The sequence below is a fragment of the Streptomyces sp. NPDC002785 genome (assembly GCF_040295565.1).
GTDB lineage: Bacteria > Actinomycetota > Actinomycetes > Streptomycetales > Streptomycetaceae > Streptomyces.
Genome location: NZ_JBEOVN010000034.1, coordinates 22,314 through 47,821 on the forward strand (window position 1 = coordinate 22,314; position 25,508 = coordinate 47,821).

Annotated in this window: 23 protein-coding genes and 2 pseudogenes; 13 read left to right on the forward strand and 12 right to left on the reverse strand. The window is 69.4% G+C overall.

Annotation, left to right across the window (positions count from 1 at the left end; all coding sequences use genetic code 11):
- Positions 1 to 37: 37 nt before the first annotated feature.
- The 8 genes and pseudogenes from ABTZ94_RS11675 to ABTZ94_RS11710 all read left to right on the forward strand — a co-directional run bounded on the left by ABTZ94_RS11675 (position 38) and on the right by ABTZ94_RS11710 (position 9,533).
- Positions 38 to 1,516: a site-specific integrase gene (locus ABTZ94_RS11675; protein ID WP_351199970.1), complete on the forward strand. Its 1,479-nt coding sequence runs from the start codon at positions 38 to 40 to the stop codon at positions 1,514 to 1,516.
- Positions 1,506 to 3,443, forward strand: a complete 1,938-nt coding sequence (locus ABTZ94_RS11680) for a hypothetical protein (RefSeq protein WP_351199972.1) — start codon at positions 1,506 to 1,508, stop codon at positions 3,441 to 3,443. Before ABTZ94_RS11675 ends, ABTZ94_RS11680 begins: the two co-directional genes overlap by 11 nt.
- Entirely contained in the window at positions 3,440 to 5,578 is a 2,139-nt protein-coding gene (locus ABTZ94_RS11685; protein WP_351199973.1) for a site-specific integrase, read from the forward strand. The genes ABTZ94_RS11680 and ABTZ94_RS11685 overlap by 4 nt, the downstream gene beginning before the upstream one ends.
- On the forward strand, positions 5,575 to 5,997 hold the full coding sequence (locus ABTZ94_RS11690) for a hypothetical protein (RefSeq protein ID WP_351199975.1): 423 nt from the start codon (positions 5,575 to 5,577) through the stop codon (positions 5,995 to 5,997). The genes ABTZ94_RS11685 and ABTZ94_RS11690 overlap by 4 nt, the downstream gene beginning before the upstream one ends.
- Before the next feature lie 14 nt (positions 5,998 to 6,011).
- Positions 6,012 to 6,527 (forward strand): annotated as a pseudogene (locus ABTZ94_RS11695) (magnesium chelatase subunit ChlI family protein); the annotation flags it as partial.
- On the forward strand, positions 6,524 to 7,768 hold the full coding sequence (gene dprA / locus ABTZ94_RS11700) for a DNA-processing protein DprA (RefSeq protein ID WP_502967226.1): 1,245 nt from the start codon (positions 6,524 to 6,526) through the stop codon (positions 7,766 to 7,768). The pseudogene ABTZ94_RS11695 and the gene dprA, both read left to right, overlap by 4 nt.
- 242 nt (positions 7,769 to 8,010) lie before the next feature.
- On the forward strand, positions 8,011 to 8,847 hold the full coding sequence (gene whiG / locus ABTZ94_RS11705; RefSeq protein WP_093899085.1) for an RNA polymerase sigma factor WhiG: 837 nt from the start codon (positions 8,011 to 8,013) through the stop codon (positions 8,845 to 8,847).
- Between the two features lie 119 nt (positions 8,848 to 8,966).
- Complete coding sequence (locus ABTZ94_RS11710) at positions 8,967 to 9,533, forward strand: TetR/AcrR family transcriptional regulator (protein WP_351200008.1); 567 nt, start codon at positions 8,967 to 8,969, stop codon at positions 9,531 to 9,533.
- Between the two features lie 215 nt (positions 9,534 to 9,748).
- Here the strand turns inward: ABTZ94_RS11710 and ABTZ94_RS37815 are convergent.
- A pseudogene (locus ABTZ94_RS37815) lies at positions 9,749 to 10,231 on the reverse strand (M23 family metallopeptidase); the annotation flags it as partial.
- Positions 10,232 to 10,508: 277 nt separating this feature from the next.
- On the opposite strand from ABTZ94_RS37815, the gene rpsB reads away from it, so the two are divergent.
- The 5 genes from rpsB (at position 10,509) to ABTZ94_RS11740 (ending at position 15,130) form a co-directional block, all read left to right on the forward strand.
- Positions 10,509 to 11,432, forward strand: coding sequence for a 30S ribosomal protein S2 (gene rpsB / locus ABTZ94_RS11720; protein WP_351199979.1), 924 nt, complete (start codon positions 10,509 to 10,511; stop codon positions 11,430 to 11,432).
- Positions 11,433 to 11,534: 102 nt separating this feature from the next.
- Positions 11,535 to 12,371, forward strand: coding sequence for a translation elongation factor Ts (gene tsf / locus ABTZ94_RS11725; protein ID WP_351199981.1), 837 nt, complete (start codon positions 11,535 to 11,537; stop codon positions 12,369 to 12,371).
- Positions 12,372 to 12,530: 159 nt separating this feature from the next.
- Positions 12,531 to 13,307 (forward strand): UMP kinase, encoded by a 777-nt coding sequence (pyrH, locus tag ABTZ94_RS11730; RefSeq protein ID WP_351199983.1) that lies wholly within the window; start codon positions 12,531 to 12,533, stop codon positions 13,305 to 13,307.
- A 180-nt stretch (positions 13,308 to 13,487) separates the two neighbouring features.
- Entirely contained in the window at positions 13,488 to 14,045 is a 558-nt protein-coding gene (gene frr, locus ABTZ94_RS11735; RefSeq protein ID WP_266783436.1) for a ribosome recycling factor, read from the forward strand.
- Entirely contained in the window at positions 14,045 to 15,130 is a 1,086-nt protein-coding gene (locus ABTZ94_RS11740; RefSeq protein ID WP_351199986.1) for a phosphatidate cytidylyltransferase, read from the forward strand. Before frr ends, ABTZ94_RS11740 begins: the two co-directional genes overlap by 1 nt.
- Positions 15,131 to 15,321: 191 nt before the next feature.
- Here ABTZ94_RS11740 and ABTZ94_RS11745 read toward each other — a convergent pair whose 3' ends face one another.
- The 11 genes from ABTZ94_RS11745 to ABTZ94_RS11795 form a co-directional block, all read right to left on the reverse strand.
- On the reverse strand, positions 15,322 to 16,578 hold the full coding sequence (locus ABTZ94_RS11745; RefSeq protein WP_351199988.1) for a tyrosine-type recombinase/integrase: 1,257 nt from the start codon (positions 16,576 to 16,578) through the stop codon (positions 15,322 to 15,324).
- Between the two features lie 78 nt (positions 16,579 to 16,656).
- Entirely contained in the window at positions 16,657 to 16,878 is a 222-nt protein-coding gene (locus ABTZ94_RS11750; RefSeq protein WP_351199990.1) for a helix-turn-helix transcriptional regulator, read from the reverse strand.
- 170 nt (positions 16,879 to 17,048) lie between these two features.
- Positions 17,049 to 18,296, reverse strand: a complete 1,248-nt coding sequence (locus tag ABTZ94_RS11755; RefSeq protein ID WP_351199992.1) for a DUF3631 domain-containing protein — start codon at positions 18,294 to 18,296, stop codon at positions 17,049 to 17,051.
- On the reverse strand, positions 18,293 to 18,643 hold the full coding sequence (locus tag ABTZ94_RS11760) for a hypothetical protein (protein WP_351199993.1): 351 nt from the start codon (positions 18,641 to 18,643) through the stop codon (positions 18,293 to 18,295). Before ABTZ94_RS11760 ends, ABTZ94_RS11755 begins: the two co-directional genes overlap by 4 nt.
- Entirely contained in the window at positions 18,640 to 19,545 is a 906-nt protein-coding gene (locus tag ABTZ94_RS11765; RefSeq protein WP_351199995.1) for a bifunctional DNA primase/polymerase, read from the reverse strand. The genes ABTZ94_RS11760 and ABTZ94_RS11765 overlap by 4 nt, the downstream gene beginning before the upstream one ends.
- 87 nt (positions 19,546 to 19,632) lie before the next feature.
- Positions 19,633 to 19,764, reverse strand: a complete 132-nt coding sequence (locus tag ABTZ94_RS11770) for a hypothetical protein (protein ID WP_351199997.1) — start codon at positions 19,762 to 19,764, stop codon at positions 19,633 to 19,635.
- A 15-nt stretch (positions 19,765 to 19,779) separates the two neighbouring features.
- Complete coding sequence (locus tag ABTZ94_RS11775; protein ID WP_351199999.1) at positions 19,780 to 19,953, reverse strand: hypothetical protein; 174 nt, start codon at positions 19,951 to 19,953, stop codon at positions 19,780 to 19,782.
- Between the two features lie 10 nt (positions 19,954 to 19,963).
- Positions 19,964 to 20,518: a hypothetical protein gene (locus tag ABTZ94_RS11780; protein ID WP_351200001.1), complete on the reverse strand. Its 555-nt coding sequence runs from the start codon at positions 20,516 to 20,518 to the stop codon at positions 19,964 to 19,966.
- Positions 20,519 to 20,537: 19 nt separating this feature from the next.
- The gene (locus ABTZ94_RS11785) at positions 20,538 to 20,732 is read right to left on the reverse strand and encodes a hypothetical protein (protein ID WP_351200003.1); all 195 of its coding nucleotides are present in this window, start codon (positions 20,730 to 20,732) and stop codon (positions 20,538 to 20,540) included.
- A 257-nt stretch (positions 20,733 to 20,989) separates the two neighbouring features.
- Positions 20,990 to 23,158: a hypothetical protein gene (locus ABTZ94_RS11790; RefSeq protein ID WP_351200005.1), complete on the reverse strand. Its 2,169-nt coding sequence runs from the start codon at positions 23,156 to 23,158 to the stop codon at positions 20,990 to 20,992.
- 109 nt (positions 23,159 to 23,267) lie between these two features.
- On the reverse strand, positions 23,268 to 25,325 hold the full coding sequence (locus ABTZ94_RS11795; RefSeq protein ID WP_351200006.1) for a hypothetical protein: 2,058 nt from the start codon (positions 25,323 to 25,325) through the stop codon (positions 23,268 to 23,270).
- Between the last annotated feature and the right edge of the window lie 183 nt (positions 25,326 to 25,508).

The following is a 25,508-nucleotide window of genomic DNA, read 5'->3' on the forward strand; positions in this document are numbered from 1 at the left end:
TATGCGGGTTCGGACTTGTCCTTGTTACGTTCTCGCGGTGCTGAAGAGAGAGACGGGAGTGCTGGGGTGGCGGGTGTTCTTCACCCGCCGTGGTCTGCCCCGGCCGAAGACCGGATGCGATGTGCTGGCCGAGCTCGGCGATCTGGACGAGTGGCTGGACGAACGACGAATAGGCGACGGATCGCCCTACCTGCTTGACCCTCTGGGCCGGTACGACGTGGATCTGAACGACTACTTCGTGACCGAGCTGGCCAACGAGCCGGTGACCACGCAGGAGGCCGCGGCCTACGATCTGAAGCGGTTCCTGAAGTTCCTGTGGGACAACCGGGGCCGTCGGAGCTGGAAGGTGGCCACGGCGGAGGACCGGGCGGTGTTCAAGCACTGGCGGGTGACCGACATTGCGGGGCCGCGGGTGGAGCTGACCACCTGGGACCGTGAGGTCGCGACGGTCAACCAGTTCTACCTCTGGGCCGTCCGCAAGGGACACGCGGCCTGGAACCCGTTTCTCCAGCGCACGTCCCGCAGTCGTGATCCTCGCCGGGCGACGGATGCGGAGACCCCGGCCGAGGCATCGCACGAGGGCCCGCGAAACGACATCGAGTGGCTGCCGCCGGCCCTTTACCGGCAGTGGCGGGATGTCGGGGTGCGGGGCTTCACAGTCGAGGGCCTGCCGGATCGGTCGTTTAGGGGACGGTTCGCCTCGCGGAACGCGGCCTACACCGATACGAAGATCCGCACCGGACTGCGGCTGTCTGAGCAGACGAGTCTGAGCTTGTTCGAACTCCCGGAGATGGTGCCGGGCCTGCTGAACCAGCGTTCGTGGCTACCGAAGGCGATCGCGAAGGGCGGCTCCGCCCGCCGCGTCTACTTCCCGGCGTCCGCGCTGAAGGACGTGTGGGACTACGTCGACACCGACCGGGCGGAGGCCGTGGAGGCCGCCCGGGACGAGGGCGCCTACGAACGGATACGGAACCCGCTGATCGTCACCGACCGGCGGCGGCCGTTCGTCGTCGTCGACGGCAAGCGCCTGCCCATTGCGAAGCTGAAGCACGGCGAACGCCGTCGGGTGCTGATGGACACGCCGCAGGGGCTGGAGCCGGCGGCTTTGTGGCTCAACCAGTACGGCCTGCCGAGCAAGCCGTCGGCCTGGCAGGAGGTGTTCAAGACCGCCAACAAGCGGTGCGACCGGCTCGGGTTGAGGCTGCGATGCCTCCCCCATGTCCTGCGTCACAGCTTTGCCGTGATCACCTTGGAACAGCTCTGGCGGGGCCACATCCAGGAGCTGGCGGCGATGACACCGCGGCAGCGCGAGACCTACCAGATGGTCTTCGGAGACCCGCTGAACTGGGTGCGGATGAGACTCGGCCACTCCTCCATCGAGGTCACGCAGGTCTATCTGCACACCTTGCAGGAGCTGGAGATGGAGACCCGGATGGCGTTGGTCCCCTCCGGCTGGGAGCCGACCGGCGTCCACCCCGAGGACCTGGAGGAGAAGGCGAGGAACGATGCCGCCTGAGATCCCTGCACAGCGGCCCCGGACCGGTCGGGGGCAGGTCGCGGCTCAGCCGGAGGGCTTCTACCAGCCGGAGACGGTCCGCGCGGAGGCCGGGCCGATCGTGGAGTTCTTCGGCGAGGACGGCCGCCGGGCCAGCTACGACTTCGCCAAGCTGCCCTGCCCTCGCATGCACACGGACCTGGCCGCTGCCTGGAACCGCCGGATCGGCGCGAGCGGGGGCCTACGGACCCGTGGCGCCGCGGACAGTGCCTGGTCGGCCGTCATCCGCCTGATCAGGTGGCTGGGCAAGCTGAACCGTCCTCCGGCGACGCTGGCCGGGCTCACCGTCTCGCACCTGCGGCGCTTCGACCAGCACCGGCGCATGACCATTGCCGAGTTCTCGGCCATCACCGAGATGGCACAGATCCGCGAGCTGCTGAAGGAAGTACAGCCGACGAGTCTGCTGCGTGAGGAGGTGCGCGAGTACCTGGAACAGCCCGGACACCTCTACGGCAGGTGGAAAGCGATCAAGACCAGGCCAGAAGTCCCGGGCTACTCGGACCGCGAGTTCGCTGCGATCATGTCTGCCGCCCGCGCGGACGTGGTGGCCATCCGCCAGCGGCTGCGGATCTCGCAGCGGCTGGTCGAGCAGTTCGAGTCCGCCCCGGACACCCTCAGCGACGCCGACCGGCGACAGGGGGCCGAGCTGGCCCGGATGCTGCGGACCGGCGAGGTCCCAGCGCCGAAGAAGGACCGGATCAAGGGCAGCAACGTCCCGGACCTGGCCTCGCAGAGGGACCTTGCGGGAGAGGTTTTCCTCACCACGCAAGATGTCCTCCCGTTGCTGGTGCTCGGGGTCGGACTCTCGGGACGCAACTCCGAGACGATCAAGGAACTGGCGGTCGATCACCGGGTTCTCCAGGGCCGGGCGGTCGCGGTGAACCTGCTCAAACGGCGCCGGGGCAAGGCCCGCACCCGCGAGACGATCCACTGGGAGACCGGTTCGGAGAGCTCGCAGCTTCACACGCCTGGCGGGTGGTTCCGGCTGCTGCACGACCTGGCCGCGACCAGCCGGGCCTTCAGCCGCTCGGAACGGGTGTGGTCGATCTGGACGGGCGACACCGCTGGCGGCCCGGAAGATTTCCGCGCCGCCAGAAAGATCGCCAAGGGACACATCGACCCGTTCGCCATCCGGCTCGGACGGAATCTGGAAATGAGCCTGTGGGCCGCCCGGCACGGGCTGACCGCCGATGCTCCCGCCGAGTCTGAGGAGGACGTTGAGCCCGAGCCGCTGAAACTGACCCTGGGGCGGCTGAAGACGACGGTCGAGGTCCGCACCACCCGGGCCGTCGGCGGTCACCTGCCGTCGGCGTCGCGGACCAACACCCCGGACGTGTCGTTCCTGCACTACCTCCGCAACGATCCACGGATCAGGGACTGGGCCGACCGTGTTCTGACCGAGGCACTGGAGGACGCAGAGCAGTCCGCCCATGCCTTCCGCGGATGGATCATGGACGAGCACACCGCCAAGGAGGCTCAGCGTGATCCGCAGGCCGCGGCCGCGGCGCTGGGCACCACGGCGGACAAGCTCACCAGCGCGGCCGCCGGCGAGCTGGACACCTTGGTGACCTCTTGCCTGGACTTCGAGCACAGTCCGCAGAGCGCGGGCGGCCTCTGCGACGTGTCGTTTCTGACCTGCCTGCGCTGTCCCAACGCGCTGGTGGCCGAGCGGCACCTGCCGAAGCTGTTCGCTCTCCTGAACTGGCTTCAGGACGAACTCGACGTCCGCAGCGTCGACGACTGGATCGGCCGACACGGCATCACCTGGCTGATCATCACGCGGCTGATCCTGCCCAAGTTCACCCCTGCCCAACAGGAGCGGGCCCGCCGAGAGGCGCCGGGCGCCCTGCCAACCGAACTGCTTGATGGACTGAGGGAACCGTCGTGACCGACCAGATCACTGACCGAGTACACGCGCACGTGCTCAACCCGCGGGAGTCGACCGTCGCTGCGGACGCCTTCGTCCTGGCAGGGCGCCCCCTGCTGCCCGGAGTGCGGCTCGCGGACACCTCACGGTTCAGCGACGACATCTGGCGCATGAAGCATGCCCAGATGCAACGGCAGCAGACCGAGCTCGTCATGAACTTCGGGCGGATTCCGGCACGGTTCCGGCAGGTGGCCAAGGAAGCGATCTACACGCTGATGGCCGGTGACCTGCCGCCGGGCTGCGAGGCGATCCGCACCATCGTGACGATCCGTGGCTACTGGGCCGACCTGCTGACTGTCCTCACCTGGATGAAGGACCGCGGAATCCCCACCGTCACAGCGATCACCAGTGCCGACGTCGAGGCATTCGCCCAGTATGCCGACGGCCTGCGGGTTTCCCAGGACACCAAGGACTCCTACCACCGGGCCCTGCGGCTGCTGTGGTTGTGCCGGACGAAGATCAGCGATCCGCTGGCGTTTGATCCCGCTGTCGTCATCGCCGGACTCCAGCAGGGGAAGTCACGTTCCGCGACGCGGCGGGCCCGGGAGAATGCCACCGACCGCATCCCTGAGCAGGTGTTCTCTCCCTACCTGGTCTGGGCTCTGCGCTGGATCAACGACTTCGCGGACGACGTTGTCGAGGCCCACGACGAGTGGCGGCAGCTGAACCGCTGGTCGATGCCCAGCCGGCGTCGGCGTCGGCAAAAACCCATCGGGCGTCATGAGTCGAGCAGGCTGCTGGGCCGGGTCCTGAACCGCTACCGGGCCGAGGGCCGCCCTCTGCCGGGCTGGCAGGGCGACGTCAACCGTTGCCACCTTGCCCGCGAGTGCAAGGTCGAGCGGACGAGTCTGGCCGACAACTTCCAGGGCGGAAAGATGATCCGCGAAGCCGCCGCCGAGCTCGGCATCGCCGACGCGACCTACCTGCGGACGCCGGTCCGCGGACTGCTGGACGGCAAGCCCTGGCGCGGGCCGATCGAATACGTCGAAGTCGAGCCCCTCACCCGCATGTTGCAGACCGCCTGCTACATCGTGATCGCCTTCCTCTCCGGCCTTCGCGACAGCGAGGTCAAACACATCAAGCGCGGCTGCGTCTCCGTCTGGCGCGACGCGGACGGCCACATTGTCCGCCGACGTCTGACCAGCCTGGCGTTCAAAGGCGAAAGCGACGAGACGGGAGTGGAAGCGACCTGGATCATCAATGCCTCCGCCCAACGCGCCGTCGAGGTCCTCGAACGGCTCCAACCGGCGCGGCGGCCCTACCTCTTCGCGTTGCTGCCGCCCTCCCGCGGCTACATCGCGCAGGGCGAGAAGAACGAAGCGCGAACGACGAGTGCCACGAACGCGGACCTGATCGCCTTCAGGAAGTGGATCAACAACTACTGCCAGCAGACCGGCCGAGATGAGACCATTCCGCTGGTCAACAAGCAGGAGTGGAAGGTCACCACCAGTCACTTCCGCAGAACGCTGGCCTGGTTCATCGCCCGACGCCCCGGCGGCGTGATCGCCGGCGCGCTGCAATTTCGCCATCTCCGCGTTCAAATGTTCGAAGGCTATGCGGGGACCTCCGACTCGGGGTTCCGCGACGAGGTCGAGGCCGAGGACGCCATCGCCCGCGGCGAGAAGCTCGGCGACCTGATCGTCAGCCACGAGTTCCACAGCCTGCGCGGACCGGCCGCAGCCGAGGCCGAGAGCCGGCTCGCCGAGTTCGAGCGAAACGTTCAGTTCCACGGCAAGGTCTTCAACGACGAGAAGCGGCTCCGGCGGCACATGAATCGGCACGACCCGAACATCTATCCCGGTGAGTACGTCACCTGCGTCCACAACCCCGACCGGGCTCTCTGCCGCCGAAGCGACGGGGCGGAAGGCCCCTCGCTACCTGATTGTCAGCCTTTGCGCTGCCGCAACGTCGCACTCACGAGTGGCAACGTCACCCGCATGCGGGAGGCCCTGGCCGCCTACGACCAGAAGCTCGCGCGGGGCGAGCACCTTGCCCCCTTGATCCGCCACCGCCTGAGCGCCCGACGCCAGGAGATCGTCGACTTCCTCGCCGCCACCGCCGACATGAGCGACCACCCCGACCAGGAGGCATCATGAACCGCCTGCTGCCCACGGACGAGCAGGTCCGCGCGGCGATCGAGGCAGAACTCGGCGAGAGCCAGGCCCTCGGCCGGCGAGCCACGGTGAGCAACGTCGAGAAGCAGCTCGGTGTCACGCACGCAACCTTCTACCGGAATTACCCCGACCAGATCGAGTGGTTCAAGTCCCAGCTCGATGCCCTGCGCGAGACGAAGACCACCGCCAAGGACAGTTCGAAGCGCGAGGACGACCTGGCCCGGCTCCGCCGGGAGAACACCGACCTCCGCAAGCAACTGAGGATCTATGCCGAAGCGATCCGCCAGCTGACCCTGGACAAGGCAGAGCTGGAGGATGAACACCAGGCCCTCACGGGGGTCACCCGCCTCGACGAGCGCCGTCGTCAGCAACAGGCAGCAGCGGACAACGGACACGAATGAAAGACCCTCATAAGCTGGCCGCCAATCCCTGCCCCTGCGGCCGGCACACCCTCAGCGGTGCAGGTTGCGAATGCGCGCCCTCGACGGTCCGGCGCTATCAGGCGAGACTCTCCGGGCCACTGCTCGACCGGGTGGATCTGAGAGTGGTTGTCGACCCGGTCAGGCGCGAGGACCTGATGGGGCAGGGCGGCAGGTGTGAGTCGACGGCCACCGTCGCGGCCAGGGTCAGGGAGGCCAGGGCTCGGGCGGCGGACCGGTTGGCCGGCACCGCGTGGACCACCAACAGCGAGGTGCCCGGCCATGAGTTGCGGACCCGGCTGGTCGTGGCACCGGGCGCGCTCATGGAGGCCGAACGGGACATGGACCGGGGCATGCTCACCGCACGGGGCCTGGACCGGGTGCTCAGGGTGGCGTGGACGGTCGCCGATCTGCGCGGTGCCGACCGCCCGGACGCCTCCGACATTGCGGTGGCGCTGGAACTGCGGACCGGGATCCCACGGGGCGCCTTGACGAAGGCCGGAGCGTCATGACTCCGCGGGCGGACCCTGGGCAGGGGCGGGAACACGGGTGCGTTTCGGGGCGGGACTCGGAGCGGAACGCGGGGCCGGGGGTGGCGGTGAGCGATCGGGAACGGCTGGCGCGGGCCGCGCTGACCCGCATCCTGGAACCGGGGGACGAGCGCGGCGGCCGTTGGCTGCGCGAGTGCGGTGCCGTCGAACTGATACGGCGGATCACCACCAGGGACGGGGCCGCGGAGCGGCTGAGCGGAATGACTCCGAAACGTCTGGACGGATACCGGTTACGGGCCGAGAGCGTCGAGCCCGAGCGGGACCTGGCGGCGGTCGCCGCGCTCGGCGGGCGGTTCGTCTGCCCCGGCGACCGGGAATGGCCCAGCCAGCTCGACGACCTGGCCGACGCCAGGCCGACCGGCCTCTGGGTGCGGGGGCCGCGCGACCTGAGGCTCTGGGCGCTGCGCTCGGTCGCCGTGGTCGGCGCCCGCGCCTGCACATCGTACGGATCCCATATGGCGGCGAGCCTCGGCGCGGGGCTCGCGGAGCTGGGGTGGGTGGTCGTGTCGGGAGCGGCGTTCGGGGTGGACGGGGCAGCGCATCGTGGCGCGCTCGCCGTTGACGGGGCGACGATGGCGGTCCTGGCCTGCGGCGTGGACGTCGCCTACCCCCGGGGACATGCCGAGCTGATCGGACGCATGGCCGAACAAGGGCTCGTCGTCGGCGAATTACCACCGTCCGATCATCCGACCCGCAGCAGATTCATTCTTCGGAACCGGGTCATCGCCGCGTTGACGCGCGGGACGGTCGTGGTCGAGGCCGAATACCGCAGCGGTTCGCTGGCCACCGCACGCAGCGCGCAGCGGCTCGGCCGCTTCACGATGGGCGTGCCGGGCCCCGCCACCAGCGGGCTGTCAGCAGGAGTCCATGAACTCCTCCGCGGGGAGGGCATTCTGGTGACGGACGCCGCGGAAGTCGCCGAACTGGTGGGGGACATCGGTGAACTCGCTCCCGCCAGACTCGGCCCCGTACACCCGAGGGACCTGCTCGACGCGGTGTCCGCCAGGGTTCTCGACGCGCTGCCGTCCCGCGGCGCCGCCGGCGGGCGCGACGTGGCCCGCGCCGCGGGAACCGGCACCGACGAAGCGCTCGGCAGACTGTACGAACTGCACTCACTGGGGTTCGTCGAACGCGAAGGCGATGGATGGCGGTTGACGCCGAGACCTACATGCAATGACGACGCGCGGCGAGGCGGTACTTGACCTGGAGCATTCGGGTGAAAAGGTAATGCCGATGACCTCGGCGGATCCTTCAGCGACTCCTCCGGGGCCGGCGCACGTGGCGACGGCCCCGGACCTCAGCCATGTTCGATCGGCTGGAATCGCACAGCGCCGATCCGCTGTCCTACGCGGACCGCGACGTCTCAGTCACGCTACGCTCACAAGGAATCCGACTCAGACACAAGTCCCCCAGCACTTCACAGCAGAACGGCTCAAGGCACCACATGCCCCAGCACACCTCCGGGTCTGACCGTGCGGCAGTACCACCGGCTGCGCGTGGCACTGTGCGCCCCCCTGCCCCCTCCTCGCTCGACGAGTTGTGGCGTTCATACAAGTCCACGGGCGACGAGCGGCTGCGGGAGCAGCTGATCCTGCACTACTCGCCGTTGGTGAAGTACGTCGCGGGCCGGGTGAGTGTGGGCCTGCCTTCCAACGTCGAGCAGGCGGACTTCGTCTCCTCAGGGGTGTTCGGACTGATCGACGCGATCGAGAAGTTCGACATCGAGCGCGCGATCAAGTTCGAGACGTACGCGATCACCCGCATCCGTGGCGCGATGATCGACGAACTCCGGGCACTGGATTGGATCCCACGCTCGGTGCGCCAGAAAGCGCGGGCCGTGGAACGCGCCTATGCCACGCTGGAGGCGCAGTTGCGACGCACGCCTTCCGAGCCGGAGGTCGCTGCGGAGATGGGCATCGCGCTGGAGGAACTGCACGCGGTTTTCAGCCAGTTGTCGCTGGCGAACGTGGTCGCGCTGGAGGAGCTGCTTCATGTCGGCGGCGAGGGCGGTGACCGGCTGAGCCTGATGGACACACTGGAGGACACCGCCGCCGACAATCCGGTGGAAGTCGCAGAGGACCGTGAGCTCAGACGACTGCTCGCCCGGGCGATCAATACGCTTCCGGAGCGCGAGAAGACGGTCGTCACGCTCTACTACTACGAGGGCCTCACCCTCGCCGAAATCGGCAATGTGCTCGGAGTGACCGAGAGCCGTGTGAGTCAGATCCACACCAAATCGGTGCTGCAACTGCGCGCGAAACTGGCCGATGCCGGACGCTGATCCCACCGGTGGCCGATGCCGTGGCCATGGCTGCTTCGGCCACCGATCGGGGCCGCACGCGCCCTCTCGAACACCGGTCGCCGTAGAGTGGAAGCGTGCCCAGGATTCGAGCGGCCTCGGTGGCCGAGCACCGGACCATGCAGCGCGGCGCCCTCCTGGACGCCGCCCGCTCCTTGCTGTCCGAGGGCGGTACGGAGGCGTTGACTTTCCCCGCCCTCGCCGAACGTACGGGCCTCGCCCGGTCCTCCGTCTATGAGTACTTCCGCTCCCGTGCGGCCGTCGTCGAAGAGCTCTGCGCCGTCGACTTCCCCGTCTGGGCGGCCGAGGTCGAGAACGCGATGGAGCAGGCCACCACACCCGAGGGAAAGATCGAGGCCTACGTACGACGGCAGCTCGACCTCGTCGGGGACCGCCGCCACCGGGCGGTCGTCGCGATCTCGGCGAGCGAGCTGGACGCGGGCGCGCGCGAGAAGATCCGGGCCGCGCACGGCGGGCTGATCGCCATGATCGTCGAGGCGCTCGGCGACCTCGGCCACGGGCAGCCGAGGCTGGCGGCGATGCTGCTGCAGGGTTCGGTGGACGCCGCGGTGCGGCGTATCGAACTCGGCGTGGCGGAGGAGGCGGCCGTGATCGCGGACACGGCCGTCGCCATGGTCCTGCGAGGCGTACAGGGCGTACAGGACTGACGTCGGGGCCGCGCGGCGGCAACGGCGAGCAGAACGCCGGGGGCGGCGAGTCCGTCCCCGGCCCCCTCGGTCGAGGGCCGGGGGTCCGGCACGCCGAACACCGGCAGCAGCCGGGACGGCCCCCGACGCAGCAGCTTTGGCGGCAGCAGCGACAGCGGATCCAGATATGCGTCACCGCGTCGCAGTCCCCAGTGCAGACAGCCCGATGCGCAGTGGAAGGGCCCCGCCTCCACGACCCCCACGACCTGTCCTGCCGTCACCTTCTCTTCCTTCGCGACCAGCGCACGCACCGGCTCGTACGTGGTCCGCAACGGCGGATCGCCGGTACCGGCCACTTCGATCGCCACCACCCCGCGCCCCGCCACACGCCCTGCGAACGAGACCCGGCCCGAGGCCGCGGCGAGCACCGCCGTGCCCGGCTTCGCGGCGAGATCCACCCCGCGGTGGCCCCGCCCGTAGGCGTTGGCCGGCGGCTCCCATCCCCGTACGACCGCAGGCCGCCCGGCAAGCGGCCACAGCCGGGCGCCGTCCGACCGGGGCGCCGGTGACGGAACAGGTACGGGCGCGGATTCTTCGGCTGCCGCGACCGGCGCGCCGCACAGCGCCGCGAGAAGGGCCACCACCCCCACGAGCACGGCCTTGCGGAGGGGGAGTCTGTGCCAGAAAAGGGAAACGGTCGGATCCGGTGTGCGTCGCATGGCAGAACCGTCCCGTACCGCTCGCAACCGCGGGGATCATGAACCGGATCTGTGGACTACCGACCGGTTGTGGACAGCGCCGTCACCCGGCACCCGACCTGTCCCGTACACTTCCTATGGCGATCCGGGTCACCGGGTCGACTTCGCACGCCCCGCCATCTCCCTCTCTGCGGATGGTGGCCGCGCTCCTCGGTCCCTTGTGGCACGGCGCGTCGGGGCGTCAGGCGCGACAGCAATCCTGCGGTCGCGACAACCGAGCACCTCAAGGAGTACGGCCATGGCCGTCGTCACGATGCGGGAGCTGCTGGAAAGCGGCGTCCACTTCGGTCACCAGACCCGTCGCTGGAACCCGAAGATGAAGCGCTTCATCTTCACCGAGCGCAACGGCATCTACATCATCGACCTGCTCCAGTCGCTGTCGTACATCGACCGCGCCTACGAGTTCGTCAAGGAGACCGTCGCGCACGGCGGCTCCATCATGTTCGTGGGTACGAAGAAGCAGGCCCAGGAGGCCATCGCCGAGCAGGCGACGCGCGTCGGCATGCCGTACGTCAACCAGCGTTGGCTCGGTGGCATGCTCACCAACTTCTCCACCGTCTACAAGCGCCTTCAGCGTCTGAAGGAGCTCGAGCTCATCGACTTCGAGGACGTGGCCGCCTCCGGCCTCACCAAGAAGGAGCTCCTGGTTCTCTCCCGCGAGAAGGCCAAGCTGGAGAAGACCCTCGGTGGTATCCGCGAGATGCAGAAGGTGCCGAGCGCCGTCTGGATCGTCGACACCAAGAAGGAGCACATCGCCGTCGGTGAGGCGCGCAAGCTCCACATCCCGGTCGTCGCGATCCTCGACACCAACTGCGACCCCGACGAGGTCGACTACAAGATTCCGGGCAACGACGACGCGATCCGCTCCGTCACCCTGCTCACCCGCGTGATCGCCGACGCCGTCGCCGAGGGCCTCATCGCCCGTTCCGGTGCCGCCACCGGTGACTCGAAGCCGGGCGAGAAGGCCGCCGGCGAGCCGCTCGCCGAGTGGGAGCGCGACCTGCTCGAGGGCGACAAGAAGGCCGACGCCGAGGTGCAGACCTCCGCCGAGACCGAGAAGGTCGCGGACGCCGCCGAGACGCCGGCCGAGGCCGCTGCCGAGGTCCCCGCTGCCGAGGTCCCCGCTGCCGAGGCTCCGGCCGCGGACGCCGAGCAGGCCTGACACCTCCGTCACGGCTGAATGACGGCGGGGGCCGGTGCCACGAGCGCCGCCCCCGCCGTTCACCCGTAGATCTTTCAGACTTCGAGAGAGAAACACAGACTCATGGCGAACTACACCGCCGCTGACGTCAAGAAGCTCCGCGAGCTGACCGGCGCCGGCATGATGGACTGCAAGAAGGCGCTCGACGAGGCCGAGGGCAACGTCGACAAGGCCGTCGAGGCGCTCCGTATCAAGGGTCAGAAGGGCGTCGCCAAGCGCGAGGGCCGTTCTGCCGAGAACGGTGCCGTCGTCTCCCTCATCTCCGAGGACAAGACCTCCGGCGTTCTGCTCGAGCTGAAGTGCGAGACGGACTTCGTCGCCAAGGGCGAGAAGTTCCTGGCCGTCGCCAACGCGCTCGCCGCGCACGTCGCCGCGACCTCGCCGGCCGACCTGGCCACGCTGCTCGCCTCCGAGATCGAGGCCGGCAAGACCGTCCAGGCGTACGTCGACGAGGCCAACGCCAACCTCGGCGAGAAGATCGTCCTGGACCGCTTCGCGCAGTTCACCGGCGGTTACGTGGCTGCGTACATGCACCGCACCATGCCTGACCTCCCGCCGCAGGTCGGTGTCCTGGTCGAGCTCGACAAGGAGAGCGCCGAGGCTGCCAAGGACGTCGCGCAGCACATCGCCGCCTTCGCCCCGAAGTACCTCAACCGCGACGAGGTTCCGGCCGAGACGGTCGAGAACGAGCGTCGTGTCGCCGAGGCCACCTCTCGCGAGGAGGGCAAGCCCGAGGCCGCCCTTCCGAAGATCGTCGAGGGTCGCGTCAACGGCTTCTTCAAGGACGTCGTCGTCCTGGAGCAGGCGTTCGCCAAGGACAACAAGAAGTCCGTCCAGAAGGTTCTGGACGAGGCCGGTGTCACCCTGAAGCGCTTCTCGCGCATCAAGGTCGGCATCTGAGTCCGTCCGCGAAAAACGGTGGACCCCGATAGGGTCTGGTGCAGTCGTCGGCCGCACACATGCCGTACGACCGCAGAATTGACGAGGAGGCCATTGCCGCGGAGGGACACCAGACCCACCGGCAATGGCCTTCTTCGTATGTGCACGAGGAGAATCTCCATGAACAAGGGCGCGGACGCCGCAACAGGTGACCACAAGCGCGACGACGGCAAGGTACCCGGACGCTTCATGCTGAAGCTGTCCGGAGAGGCGTTCGCCGGCGGCGGGGGTCTCGGTGTCGACCCCGACGTCGTGCACGCCATCGCCCGGGAAATCGCGGCAGTCGTCCGCGACGGCGCGGAAATCGCGGTCGTCATCGGCGGCGGCAACTTCTTCCGCGGCGCCGAACTCCAGCAGCGCGGCATGGACCGGGCCCGCTCCGACTACATGGGCATGCTCGGCACGGTCATGAACTGCCTGGCGCTCCAGGACTTCCTGGAGAAGGAGGGCATCGACTCCCGCGTCCAGACCGCCATCACCATGGGGCAGGTCGCGGAGCCGTACATCCCGCTGCGCGCCGTGCGCCACCTGGAGAAGGGCCGCGTCGTCATCTTCGGCGCAGGCATGGGGATGCCGTACTTCTCCACTGACACCACTGCCGCCCAGCGCGCCCTGGAGATCGACGCCCAGGGTCTGCTGATGGGCAAGAACGGGGTGGACGGGGTCTACGACTCCGACCCGAAGATCAATCCTGACGCGGTGAAGTTCGACGCCCTTGAGTACAGCGAGGTGCTCGCCCGCGATCTCAAGATCGCCGACGCCACCGCCATCACGCTCTGCCGTGACAACCAGCTGCCGATCCTTGTCTTCGAGCTGACCACCATGGGCAATATCGCCCGCGCGGTCAAGGGTGAGAAGATCGGCACGCTCGTGAGTGACCAGGGCACCCGGGCCTGAGAACCGGGGGGCCTTCCCGGGAAGTCATGGGAAGGTCCGGGGTCTGCCGGGAACACCCCGGGACAGGTCCCGAAGGATGGACAACGGCCTGCCGGTCGGACACCGTGCAGGTGAGGACGCGACGCAGGACCCGCCGGGCCCGAGCACGCCGGGCCGACTCAAGACACGCAGGAGCACGTGGTGATCGAAGAAACCCTCCTTGAGGCCGAGGAGAAGATGGAGAAGGCCGTCGTCGTCGCGAAGGAGGACTTCGCCGCGATCCGTACCGGCCGTGCGCACCCGGCGATGTTCAACAAGATCGTCGCCGACTACTACGGCGCGCTGACCCCGATCAACCAGCTCGCCTCGTTCTCGGTGCCCGAGCCGCGCATGGCCGTTGTGACGCCGTTCGACAAGAGCGCGCTGCGCAACATCGAGCAGGCCATCCGCGACTCGGACCTCGGCGTCAACCCGAGCAACGACGGCAATATCATCCGGGTGACCTTCCCGGACCTCACCGAGGAGCGTCGCCGCGACTACATCAAGGTCGCGAAGACGAAGGCCGAGGACTCCAAGATCTCCATCCGGGCCGTGCGCCGCAAGGCCAAGGAGATCCTGGACAAGCTGGTCAAGGACAAGGAGTCCGGCGAGGACGAGGTGCGTCGCGCCGAGAAGGAGCTCGACGACACCACCGCGAAGTACGTCGCACAGGTTGACGAGCTGCTCAAGCACAAGGAAGCCGAGCTGCTCGAAGTCTGATGAACGACTCTTCCTGGGGCGCCCCGCAGGAAGCCGGCCGCTGGGGTACGCCCGAGACGCAGGCCGCCCCGGCGGCTCCTGCATACGATGTGCATGACGCCCAGCAAACTCGGCCCATGCCCATCGTGCCGGACGTTCCCGACGCAGGTAGAGACGCTGACGACCGTGATGACCGGGACCAGGGGACCGCACGCCTGAGCGGCGGCCCCCTGTTTCGTGACGAGAAGCCGCAGGAGCCCATGTCCACCGCGCCCCCGCCCCCGCAGAAAAAACGTGCGGGCCGTGATCTGCGATCCGCAATAGGGGTCGGTGTGGGGCTCGGCGCCGTCATCGTTGCCTCGCTGTTCATCGTGAAGGCCGTCTTCGTCGGTGTGATCGCCGTCGCCGTCGTCGTGGGCCTGTGGGAGCTCACCTCCCGGCTGGAGGAGCGCAAGGGCATCAAGGCGCCGCTCATCCCGCTGGCGGTCGGTGGCGCGGCGATGGTGGTGGCCGGATACGTGCGGGGCGCCGAGGGTGCCTGGGCGGCGATGGCGCTGACCGCACTCGCGGTGCTCGTCTGGCGGATGACCGAGCCTCCTGAGGGCTACCTCAAGGACGTCACGGCCGGCGTGTTCGCCGCGTTCTACGTACCGTTCCTGGCCACCTTCGTCGCCATGCTCCTGACCGCGGACGACGGGCCGCAGCGGGTGCTCACCTTCCTGCTGCTGACCGTGGTCAGCGACACGGGTGCGTACGCCGTCGGCTGGCGCTTCGGCAAGCACAAGCTCGCGCCGCGCATCAGCCCCGGAAAGACCCGCGAGGGCCTGTTCGGGGCCGTCGCCTTCGCGATGGTCTCCGGTGCGTTGTGCATGCAGTTCCTGATCGACGGCGGTTCCTGGTGGCAGGGACTGCTGCTGGGGCTCGCGGTCGCGGTCAGTGCCACTCTCGGTGACCTGGGCGAGTCGATGATCAAGCGGGACCTCGGGATCAAGGACATGGGCACTCTGCTGCCGGGCCACGGCGGCATCATGGACCGGCTGGACTCGCTGCTGCCGACCGCCCCGGTGGTCTGGTTGCTGCTGGTGCTGTTTGTGGGTTCCGGCTGAGCCTCGGGACGGGCTGCCATCCTGACCTGGGCTTTTACGAGTGAGGGTCCGTTGTCCACAGGGCGGCGGGCCCTCACTGTTCTGTCTGCGACACTGGATGAACCATGCCTAAGCCCGGAGAACTGGCGGCGATCCGGCATTGAGCGGCCCCTGACCAGCGCGTTTAGCGCTCGTCAGGGGCCGCTCGCGTGCTACTGGGCCGTCCCTGGGCCGTCGGACCCCTCGGAGGCGGGGAAGAACAGCCCGTCAATGGCGTTCCGGGTCCGCTCCTGGCTCGATGGCATGAGGTGCGCGTACACCCGCAGCGTGAGCGCGGGGTCGGTGTGCCCCAGGTACTGGCTGACGGCCTTGATGCTCTCGCCGGCGTCCAGTAGCACCGAAGCGTAGAAGTGCCTCAGTGCGTGCATCCCGTGTTCACGGGCCGAGTCGTACTTGCCGCCCCGCGCGCCCGGGATGAGACCGGCCAGCGCGAGGGCGGGTTTCCACTCCTGGATGTTGAAATTGCTCCGCCAGACGACACCGTTCGCGGTGTTCGTGAACAGGAGGCGGGCCGTCACCTTCGGACCGTCCGGCTTTCGCCACGGCAAGGTGACGTCGACCGGCTTGCAGGCGTCCATATGCACCCGCAGTGCCTCTGCCACCGAGGACGGCAGAGGCACGTCGCGCTCCTTGTTGCACTTCGGCGGCGCGAATACGGCCTTTCCCTGGATGAGCTTCACCTGCCGGACGACCCTGAGAATGCCCCCATCGAAGTCGAGCGCGTCCTCAGCGAGTCCTACGATCTCCCCCTGTCGCAACCCGCACCCCGCCCCGGTGTCCACCATGGTCCGGTAGCGCGCAGGCAGTGCCCTGCGCACTGCCTGGACCTGAGAGGGAAGCCACGGAGTGACCCGTCGACGCTCGACCGACGGCGGGCGCACGGACTTCGCGGAGCACGGGTTGCGAGGCAGTAGACCGTCATCCACGGCCGCGCTCAGCACGGCTCGAACGTCGCCGTAGATGTTGCGCGCGTACGCGCCGCTCACGCCCGGGTTGCCCTCAAGGGCGCTCACCAGGTCGCGCAGGTGTTCCGGCCGGAAGGAGTCGAGCGGGCGCGACCCGAGGATGGGGAAGGCGTGCAGGCGTAGACGCTGCTCGGTGACGATCTGGCTGGACAGATCCGCGCTGTGCGCCTTGAGCCACTTTTCGGCGTACCCCTTGAACGTCACCCGGGCCGCGCGGGGATCGATGTACTGGCCCCGCGACATGTCGGAGGCGACGTTGGCGAGCCAGTTTTCGGCGAGCCGCTTTTGGCGGTCCGGGAAGGACTTCGACTTCTCGGTGCCATCGGGGCCGACGTAGCGGGCGCGGTAGCGGAGTCCGAGCCCGTACCGGTCGGTCTTTACTCGGATGGATTTGCCGTCGATGGTCTCGGTCTTGAACCAGCGGTCTTGGATGTGGCCGGCCAACGTGTGCTCCTGAGTGGTACGCAGTAGGGGCGCGACCGGTGTCGGTCACGCCCCTACTGCTGATGATGGGTTGGTGGGTTACGCCGCGCTGTGCTCGGTCAGACTTTCGGCCCAGGCCCGGACTTTGGCCGGGTCGTAGCGCACGTGCTTGCCGATGCGGAATCCGGGCGGGCCAGTGTGCTTCTTCCGCCAGGCATAGACCGTCTCCAGCGGGACGGAGAAGAGCGTGGCAATGTCGTCCGGCGTCAGGTAGCGGTCGGGGAGTCCAGCGCGGAGCGTCTTCGTGATGGCATCTGCCATTCGGTCTCTCCTGATTCCGAGACAGGGGGCTCCGCCCCCTCTGGGGGATCCGCCACGTCCGCCACACCGCCACACCGCAGGTCAGGGGCCCGAGTTTGTGGCGGATAGCGATTGTGTGGCGGATAGGTGCCGCCACACACAGGGGTGCGGCGGCACCTGATGACGCTGGTTCAGCCCGCGACCGGGAAGAGCGGCGTGGCGGTTTCCGCAGACATGTGGCGGATAGGTGTGGCGGTATCCGCCACGGATTCACCCCCGCTGACCTGCGGTGTGGCGGACGTGGCGGACGTGGCGGATTCCTCAGGGGGCGGGGGGCAGTACCGGATCCAGGCGTCCGTGAGGTCTTCTGCGTAGTAGCCCTTGGGGAAGCCGGACGGGGTGCGGATGCCACGCGGCTTGATGGGCTTGTTGGCGGGGGTGACGTACTGGGCGAGCAGCCGGGCGAGGGTGCGGGAGTTGACCGGCTTGTCGTCCAGGTCCCCCCACGGGCCGTCGTCCATGGCCAGGAGGCATTCGAGGATGACGGCGGTGGGCATGCGGTCTGCACCGCAGAAGACCCGGTCTCGCAGATCTGTGAGCAGCCGGACTCCGAGGGATGCTTCGTCGTTGTCGTGCGCGGTGTTGATCAGCTCAAGGCAGGCGGTCCGGCCGCGGGCGGGCCAGTCGCCCCCGGCGGCGTCGGCGACGGCGAGCAGGGGCTCCCATACGTCGGCCGGCCGGTCGGTGACTCCGTCGGGCATCTCGGGCCAGGCGTCCGCGACCTGGTCGCGGATGGTGTCGGCCCACGCGGCGAGCCGCTCGCGCAGTTCGTGGCCCTGCTTCTCGTGGATGCGCTGCCGGTAGGGCTCCACCTTCTCGTTCGGGGCGCGCTTGCGCATACGGACGATGACCGAGCGGGTCAGCACCGTGTCCGGCAGGGAGCCGAGCCCAGCCATGGCGACCGCGCAGTACGAGCCGAAGACCTGCGCGTTCTGGTTGGACCCCTCACCCACGCACCGCAGGGCACCGCCGATACGCCGGTACCCGGCGTTCAGGAACCCGCGCAGCGCCTCGTCCGCACCGGCCTTCGGGCCAAAGATGGTGTCCACCTCGTCGAAGAGCACGGTGGGCAGCCCAGCGGCGGAGTCGACCAGCCGGTACAGGGCATTCGCGGATGCCGAGACCGTGCTGACCGGCCGTGGGGTGAGGAGTTCCACGATCTCCAGCGCCCGGGACTTCCCCGACCCCGGTTCCGGGGACAGGAACGCGATCCGGGGCGTGGTCTCGAAGCACTCCACCAGGTGCGCGTGTGCGTCCCACAGGGCAACCGCCACGTAGGCGGCCTCGGTCGGGAAGACATTGAACCGGCGGTGGAACTGCTCCACCTCGTTGAGCAGCGCCGCACCGTCGATGGGCGGGGTGGGCGGTGTCGCGGTCATGTGGCGATCCTTTCCTCGGTGGTGCGCAGCGGGCAGCGGGTGCGGTGGCGGTTGTGGTCGTCGATCAGGGCGAGGGCTTTGCGGTGGCCTGCGGCGAAGAGGTTGCGTCCGCATTCGCAGGTGCTCGTCGCGGTGGGCACGGCGCCGCGGGGTGCGCTGATGGCGAGCCAGGCGATCGGGTACCGCCCGTCCCCGGTCTGCGGGTCAGGACGAACAGATGAAGGGACGCCTTCGGCGACGTCCTTCGGCGCACCACTGCCGGGTGCGGCGGGGGCCGGTTCGGCGGTCCTGGAGTCGGTCGGCGGTGGGGGGAGGCTTTTCAGGTGGGGGCGGCGTGGGGCGCTCATGCGGCGGTCCCCCTCGGCCGGCAGGTTCGGATGGACCAGTTGAGGGCGCTGCGGATTGTGGTGTGGCACTCGGCCGCCGGGAGTCCGGTTGACTCGCCCGCCTCCTGAAAAGCCTGCTCCACCTTGTGGCGGGGGAGGTCGCCCCACGCGACGAAGCGGCCCACGGCGCGGGCGCTCCTGAGTAGCTGTTCGTTGCGGCCGCCTTCGGTGGTGGCGCGGACGGTTGCGGTCTCGCGCTCCAGGGCGACGTCTGCGGCCCGGTTGCCGAACCGGGGTGCCTGAATGCGTACAGGCTGTGCGGGGGCCGGGGCGGCGGTGAGGGCCTGTAGCAGCCACGTGGGCAGGTCGGCTACGGGGGCGGGGTCGGTGACCTCGTAGGCGTGGCCGTTGACGACGGAGCCGGGGGCGACGACGTATCCGCCCCATGCGCGGGTGTCGATGAGCGGTCCGAGCAGCCCTGCGGTGTTGGTGAGCCGGATGCCGGGCGGGGCGGTGAAGTACAGGTGCTTTCCACCGCTCGCAGTCCGCACCCGGTAGGTGGCGGGGGCGGCCTGTCCGGCGCGCTCGCAGAGCGCCTCAAAGGTCGTCACGCCGGAAGGCGTGCCCTTACTGCTGTTGAGCTTGGGCATGTCGAGGTCGACGACGACCAGCCTGGACGGGCCGGTCGCGATCCCGACGTTGAACGAGCCTGCGGACCAAGCCCGTTGGATGCGGTCGGGGTCGGTGGTCGCGCGCTGTTCCCACTTGCGGTGACCAGCCGTGCAGTCTCCGATGCCATGGCAAGAGGCTTCACCGTGAAGGGCGGGCGGCTTGCCACCGGGCCGTAACGGGAACACCGCCCAGCCGCGGGTGGCGGCATCGAGCGCTGCGGACAGCAGCGCGGGACGTGCTTCATGGGTCATGCTGGATGTCTCCAGTTCTCGTGAGTGAGCTGCTGGACAAGGGCGGCCCCGGTTCATTGGCGTGAGAGGGGGCCGCCCTTGGCGTAGCTACTCGCAGGTGCAGTCGGTGAACTCGGCGCTGCCGTCCGCGCCGCATCCGCAGCAGTGCGCGTACGGGTAGGGCTCGGAGTCGTCACCGGGGTCGCACAGGTCGCAGTCGATGAAGTCGTCGTCGTACATGGGTCCCTTCCGGGGTCAGTTGTGGAAGCGGTTGGATTCGGGGTGCTGGTCGCACCAGGCTTCGGCGCAGACCTTGTGGACGGGTTCGCGGTCGTGGGAGCGCATCGGGGTCGGCCTGCCGCAGAGCACGCAGGGCAGGTCGCGGTGGGGGTCGAAGTGCCTGCTGTCGCGCCAGTCGAGCAGGGGCATGACCGGCTGCTCAGCCGTGGAAGTGGCTGCGCTTGAACACAGCCCGCCGGATGTTCACGGTGGTTCCGGCCGGGCCGGTGCTGCGGTGGGTACGGCGGCCGGTGAGGAAGAGTGCGGCCAGGACGGCGAGGACCGCGATGGACATGACGGCCTGTCCGAGGGCGGCGAGGATGTCGTCGATGGCGGCGAGGCCGGGGGCGGCGGCGCCGATGCCGTATCCGGCGAGCGCGATGAAGCCGCCGGAGGACAGGGCGAGCGCGCTGTACTTCCACACCCATCCCGGCACCCCGCTCGTGGTCGGGGACTGCTGCGGGGCGGGGGCCGTGCGGCCGGTGAAGGCGGCAGGCACGGGGTCCGGGGCGCTGGTCGGGGCCGGGTGGCCGGTGCGGGTCTCCTCTTCGCGGCGGATAAGGGACCAGACGCGGGCCATGTACAGCTCGTCGGAGAGGAGTTCGCGTGCTTCGGCCGGGTCGATCGGCGTGCGGCCGGTGACGGACGTCTGCTGCCGGGGCGCGTCGGTCGAGGTGGTCCAGTCGGTGGGGATGAAGTCGGCGTTGATGGTCATGGCGGGCTCCTTCGGCCTGTCAGGCGGTGATGTGGGCGAGGGCGGTGGCGATGCTGCTGAGCACCTGGCGGATGGCCGGCGCGATGCCGGTGGAGGCGACGAAGAAGCCGAGCAGAGCGGCGGCGAGGCCGGGGCCGAAGCGGAGGTAGCCGGTACGCAGCAGGATCAGGACGGTGATCAGGAGCAGGACGACGGCGGAAACGGTCAGAGCCATGGGGCGTCCTCACTTCGATTTTGGTCACGGAACGTGGCAGCAAGCGGGGTGGAATGTGGGGCCCCCACACCCCGCCCACGACAGCGCCTCAGAGGGGCGTTGGAGGGGCTGAGAACCCGGTTTCGGGGGCGCATTCTGTGGGGCCCCCACACCCACCACATGCAGGTCAGAGACCCCCACAGCCGTGTGGGGCCCCCACAGGGCTGTGGGGGTCTGTGGGGGGCTTGCCTGTGGGGCCCCCACAGACCCCGGTCCGGTTACTGTCCGTCGCGCAGGTTGTAGGCGCGGATGGCGTCGGCGAGGGTCTCGGCGAGGTATCCGAGCCTGGGCTCGTTGTCCTTTCCGGCGCGGACGGTGCCCTTGCCGGGACGCTCGATGCTCACCTCACGCAGCACCTTCCCCAGCTCCGATCCCAGGACGGAAGGTTCCACTTCGAGGAGGGCGGCGAGGTCGGCGGTGTGCATGCGGCCCCCTGCGGCCACGACCGCGTTGTGGGCGTCGGCGAGGAGCTGGGGGACGGGGTTGGGCCGGTTTTCGGAGATGCCGGCCTGCTGGATGACGCGGCCGAAGTCGGCCTGGATGACCGTGGCGTCGTCCCCGCCGCTCGGCGCGGTCTGGCTGGGTGTGGTGCGGGCGGCGTTGAGCATGGTCGACAGCAGGTCGCTGCCCACCCGCGGCTGCTGCCCGGCCGGTGTGCCGATGGTGTTGGCGACGATGCGGGGGGCGGGGGCGTTGTCGTCTTCGGGGTCGGCAGCTCCGGTGATCGGGATGCCGGTGAGCTGGTTGATCGGGGGGTAGAGGGTGTCCATGCTGGTGTAGGGGATGGTGGTCGGGGCGAGCTTGTTGGCCTTGTAGAGGCGGGGCAGGATGCGGCCCCACCGGCTCTCGTAGTACTCGCCGGGCTCGGTGTCGAGGAAGACCTCTTCGAGCTGCGGCCGGCGGTCGGCATAGACGGCGCTCAGGGCCCTGATCTGCTTGGGCTTGATCCGATACGCCTTGAACGCCGTCGGGTCGGACACCACGTCCTCCTCGTCGGGGGAGGAGTAGAACCCGCAGCCCCTGTACGGCGCGGACTTGGGGTTGATGCGGGCCCCGCCGGTCGGGAACAGGTGCGACAGCTCTTCGGGGTCGGAGACGCGCATCCCGACCCTCACCCTGGACTGCTTCTTCATGGCGGCGGTGATGACGTCCTGGGTGGCGCGCAGCCCGCAGATCACCACCCGGACCCGCACCGCCCGGCCCGTGTTGACGATGGTGTCCAGCTTCCGCAGCAGGGCCGGGGGCAGTTCGGCGATCTCGTCGACGACGACCAGGACCTCGGGGAGGTCGTGGGTGACGGTGAGCTTGTCGTCCTCGGTCAGCTTGTCCTGGTGCCCGGTCTTGCGGGCGCCGATCCCGGCGATGACGGTGTCGCAGAGGATGTGGGCTTCTTCGACGGTGTCGGCGGTCCAGTCGATCAGCGGCACCGTCGCGGTCCCGTCGACCGCCCAGGCGTGCAGCCATGGCAGCGAGATACCGGCGCCGGTGACGTCGATGTGCATGACCACCGTGTTGTTGGTGCGCAGGGCACCGGCGTTGGCGACGTTGATGGTGTTGGTCTTGCCGGATCCGGTCTGGCCGACGACCAGGGCGCATTCGTCGACGACGGCGATCCGGGCTTCTTCGGCGTCGGGCTTGAGGCCGAGCGGGATGCCGTCGTAGATGCTGGTGACGGTGGTCTCGTCCGGGGTGTCGGGAAGGTTGAGGTCCTTGGCGAGGACATCGACGGCGGTGACGCGGATGAGGGTCTGCCCGTAGACCTCGCCGTCGAGGATCTGGATGCCGCCGCCCTTGGGCAGCCGCAGGTCCACGGCCAGCTTCCGCACCGCGTCGCTGGGGAGCTCCGGGGTATCGGACGGCATGCGGACACGGACGGTGTACCCGACGTCGCCCTTCCACGGCCGGACACCTTCGACCTCGTGGCCCTCCAGGCGGAAGAGGCGGGCGAGGCGGTCGTGCCATTCACCGGCCTGCTTGTTCGCCCACTTCTGCAGCCGCCTCTGGTGGCGTTCGGTGCGGGCGGTTTCCTCAGCTTGGACCAGGCCGCGGGCCAGGGTCATCCCGGCCACCGTCCCGGCCGCCCACCATCCGGCGGACGACCAGGTCAGGGCGGTGTGATCGGCCAGCGCGGAGGCGGTCCAGCCTCCGGCGGCGAGCCAGGCCGCGCACCGGGCGACGGTGTGGCCGGCGGGCCGGTGCTGGTAGAGGTCGGCCCCGGCCTGGGCGACGGCCCCAACCCCGGCGACGAGCAGGGCGTGGGAGGCGGGCAGGTCGGTGATCGTGCCGACGGTCGCGACGGTGTAGGCACCACCCGCGACCAGAGCGGCAGACGTGGCGGGAGAGTGGGACCAGCTCCAGTCCAGGGCCGGAGCATCAGACGTAGCCATCAAGGGCTCCTTCAGGAACAGCGAGCAAGGGCAGGGGGGAAGTGCCGTGGGGCCGCGCCCCGGATCCGGTGCGCGGCCCCACAGCTGGGGTGAGCTGTGGTTTCTTCGGTCAGACGTCCCACATGGCCTCGGACTCCTCGCCGTTGCGAGGGGCCTCGTGGCGGGAGATGTCCGGGGCGTGCAGGCGCCGGAAGTTCGGCATCAGCTCCTGCGCGGCGGACGCGGCGTTCATCAGGAGCTGGTGCACGTCCGCGATCGCGTCCACGACGGCCTTGTCGACGGGGTAGCGGTCGTTGGAGCGGACCTGGAGGAGGTTGATCGCGGCGGCGATGTTCTCGATCCCGTCCGGGATGCCCTCGTACTCGGCGGCGACCTGGTTCATGTGGCCGGGCTCGTAGCGGGAGTAGACGTGCGCGACATCCTGCGCGACCGCGACGAACTGGGAGGGCTGGCGCTGGTCGTACCCGCCGTCCTGGCGGCGTTCGAGGATGTTCCACATGTGCTCGCCCGGCCTCGGCTCCTCGTAGCGGCGCAGGTCGTTCTCGTGGACCTTCGCGAACAGCGGCCCGATCTCCTGCGCCTTTTGAACGGCCTGGTGGAGCAGGGCGTAGACCTGGGCGACCAGATCGGCCATCGTGGCGTCGGCCGGGTACTTGTCGGCGGTGTTGACCGCGAGCTGCCGCACCGCCTCGGCCACCGAGGTCACACCCTCGGGCAGACCCCAGTACTCGGCGGCGACGGCGAGCATCATCGGCGGGTCATAGGTGGCGTACGCGTCGCGCACAGCCTCGGTCTCCTGCTTGAACACGGACACGAGGTTCCCTCCGAAGTGGTCGGTGCCGAACTCGTCGGCAGCGGGGCGGATGTGGCCCGGCTCGTCGAAGTCGGTCAGGACGTCCGGGCATGTGGCCTTGTTCCAGCTGTCCTTGGCGCGGCGCATCAGGCGGCGGTGCACGGCGGTGGCCGCGAGCGCGGACCAGCGGGTGAACCGGACACCCCAGCGGGCCCCGTTGCGGGGCGCCAGGCGCAGGAGCCGCAAGACACCACCTGCCGTCGCCGCGAGCGTGCGCAGCAGCAGGCCGGGGATCAGGACCACGGCCCCGACCGCACCCGCCGCGACCTTCGCCACGGCACTGCGCAGCACGTACCGGGCCCCGGCCTTGGCCTTCTTGGCCAGGGCGCGGCGGGCGGACCGGATCCGCTCTCGCAGCGCCTGACCGGCCGGGGACTCCGCGGCCTGGCGGGCCAGACGGCGGGTCAGGGCGACGCCGCGCATCGCGGACCGGGCAGCCCTGCGCGTCCACGCCCTGACCGTCGACCGGCCGCGCCCGCCACTCTTGGCGTCGGGGGAGTTGGTGCTGTTCGGGCCCTTGTCGAGCGGTCCGGCCTGGGCGCCGGAGCCGGACGGGCTGGTGCCGCTGCGGCGCTGGGTGAGACGGCGCAGTATGCCGCCCCGCCCACCGGCAGCGTCCCGGCCCCGGGTACCGGTTCCGGACTTCCCGAGCTGCGAGCCCCGGCCGGCAGAACCACCGCCCGTGGGCGCGGTGTTGCCGGTGGTGAAGGGCTTCTTCGGCACGGATGCCCCGTTCCGCGAGGTCGGAGAATGGCGGGCACTGGTGCGAGGGGTGGACGCTCCGGAGCTCACCGCGCCGAGCGTGGAGGAACGGCCACGGCCGCCGGACCGGCCGCCCCGGCCCGTAGATCCCAGGCCCGAACTGCGGCCCCCGGAACGGCCGCTGGTGCGGCCGGTGCCGGTGCTGCCGAGCGTTGAGCGGTGCCCGGAGGAGCGCAGGACCCGCCCGCCACCAGCGCCCCGGTTCTGGGACTTGCGGGCTCGGCGGGCGGCGACACCGGCAGCGACCAGACCGCCCCCGGCGGCGACACCGGCCGCGGTCAGGAACCCGGCCGTCCCGGCCGACGCGTAGAGGGCCGATGCCCCAGTCGAGGCGGCCTCGGCGCCGAACAGGGTCAGCGGCCACGCACGCAGCGAACTGTGCGGCCCTCGCACCGTCGAGGCGGAATCGCTGTCGCCCGGGTGCTGGTTGAGGGTGATCTCGATCGGGAGGGACTGCCCGTCCGGGCCGTCGACCACGGTCACGGCATCAGGCTCGGGCAGTTGGCTGGTTGTGTCGGGCGGGGCTTTCGTGCTCGTCGCAGTGTCAGACACTGGTCGGGCTCCTTCTGGAGTGAAGAGCGGGGATGCCTGGCCGGGCCCTGGAAAGCGGGCCGGGCATCCCTGCGTTGGGAGGGGTCAGGCAGCGAGAGCGGAACCGCTGGGGTTGTCGTGGCAGGCCACGCACATGCCGAGCGACCGGGGGATGCAGTACCCCCGGTCCTGCCGGCAGACCGG

Coding starts and splice junctions, on each gene's coding strand:
- ABTZ94_RS11770 (WP_351199997.1), bottom strand. CDS start 19,764: ATGTACGACGACGACTTCATCGACTGCGACCTGTGCGACCCCGGTGAC.
- rpsB (WP_351199979.1), top strand. CDS start 10,509: ATGGCCGTCGTCACGATGCGGGAGCTGCTGGAAAGCGGCGTCCACTTC.
- ABTZ94_RS11765 (WP_351199995.1), bottom strand. CDS start 19,545: ATGACCCATGAAGCACGTCCCGCGCTGCTGTCCGCAGCGCTCGATGCC.
- dprA (WP_502967226.1), top strand. CDS start 6,524: ATGACTCCGCGGGCGGACCCTGGGCAGGGGCGGGAACACGGGTGCGTT.
- ABTZ94_RS11755 (WP_351199992.1), bottom strand. CDS start 18,296: ATGACCGCGACACCGCCCACCCCGCCCATCGACGGTGCGGCGCTGCTC.
- ABTZ94_RS11680 (WP_351199972.1), top strand. CDS start 1,506: ATGCCGCCTGAGATCCCTGCACAGCGGCCCCGGACCGGTCGGGGGCAG.
- tsf (WP_351199981.1), top strand. CDS start 11,535: ATGGCGAACTACACCGCCGCTGACGTCAAGAAGCTCCGCGAGCTGACC.
- whiG (WP_093899085.1), top strand. CDS start 8,011: ATGCCCCAGCACACCTCCGGGTCTGACCGTGCGGCAGTACCACCGGCT.
- ABTZ94_RS11740 (WP_351199986.1), top strand. CDS start 14,045: ATGAACGACTCTTCCTGGGGCGCCCCGCAGGAAGCCGGCCGCTGGGGT.
- ABTZ94_RS11785 (WP_351200003.1), bottom strand. CDS start 20,732: ATGGCTCTGACCGTTTCCGCCGTCGTCCTGCTCCTGATCACCGTCCTG.
- ABTZ94_RS11690 (WP_351199975.1), top strand. CDS start 5,575: ATGAACCGCCTGCTGCCCACGGACGAGCAGGTCCGCGCGGCGATCGAG.
- ABTZ94_RS11750 (WP_351199990.1), bottom strand. CDS start 16,878: ATGGCAGATGCCATCACGAAGACGCTCCGCGCTGGACTCCCCGACCGC.
- ABTZ94_RS11775 (WP_351199999.1), bottom strand. CDS start 19,953: ATGCCCCTGCTCGACTGGCGCGACAGCAGGCACTTCGACCCCCACCGC.
- pyrH (WP_351199983.1), top strand. CDS start 12,531: ATGAACAAGGGCGCGGACGCCGCAACAGGTGACCACAAGCGCGACGAC.
- ABTZ94_RS11760 (WP_351199993.1), bottom strand. CDS start 18,643: ATGAGCGCCCCACGCCGCCCCCACCTGAAAAGCCTCCCCCCACCGCCG.
- ABTZ94_RS11790 (WP_351200005.1), bottom strand. CDS start 23,158: ATGGCTACGTCTGATGCTCCGGCCCTGGACTGGAGCTGGTCCCACTCT.
- ABTZ94_RS11780 (WP_351200001.1), bottom strand. CDS start 20,518: ATGACCATCAACGCCGACTTCATCCCCACCGACTGGACCACCTCGACC.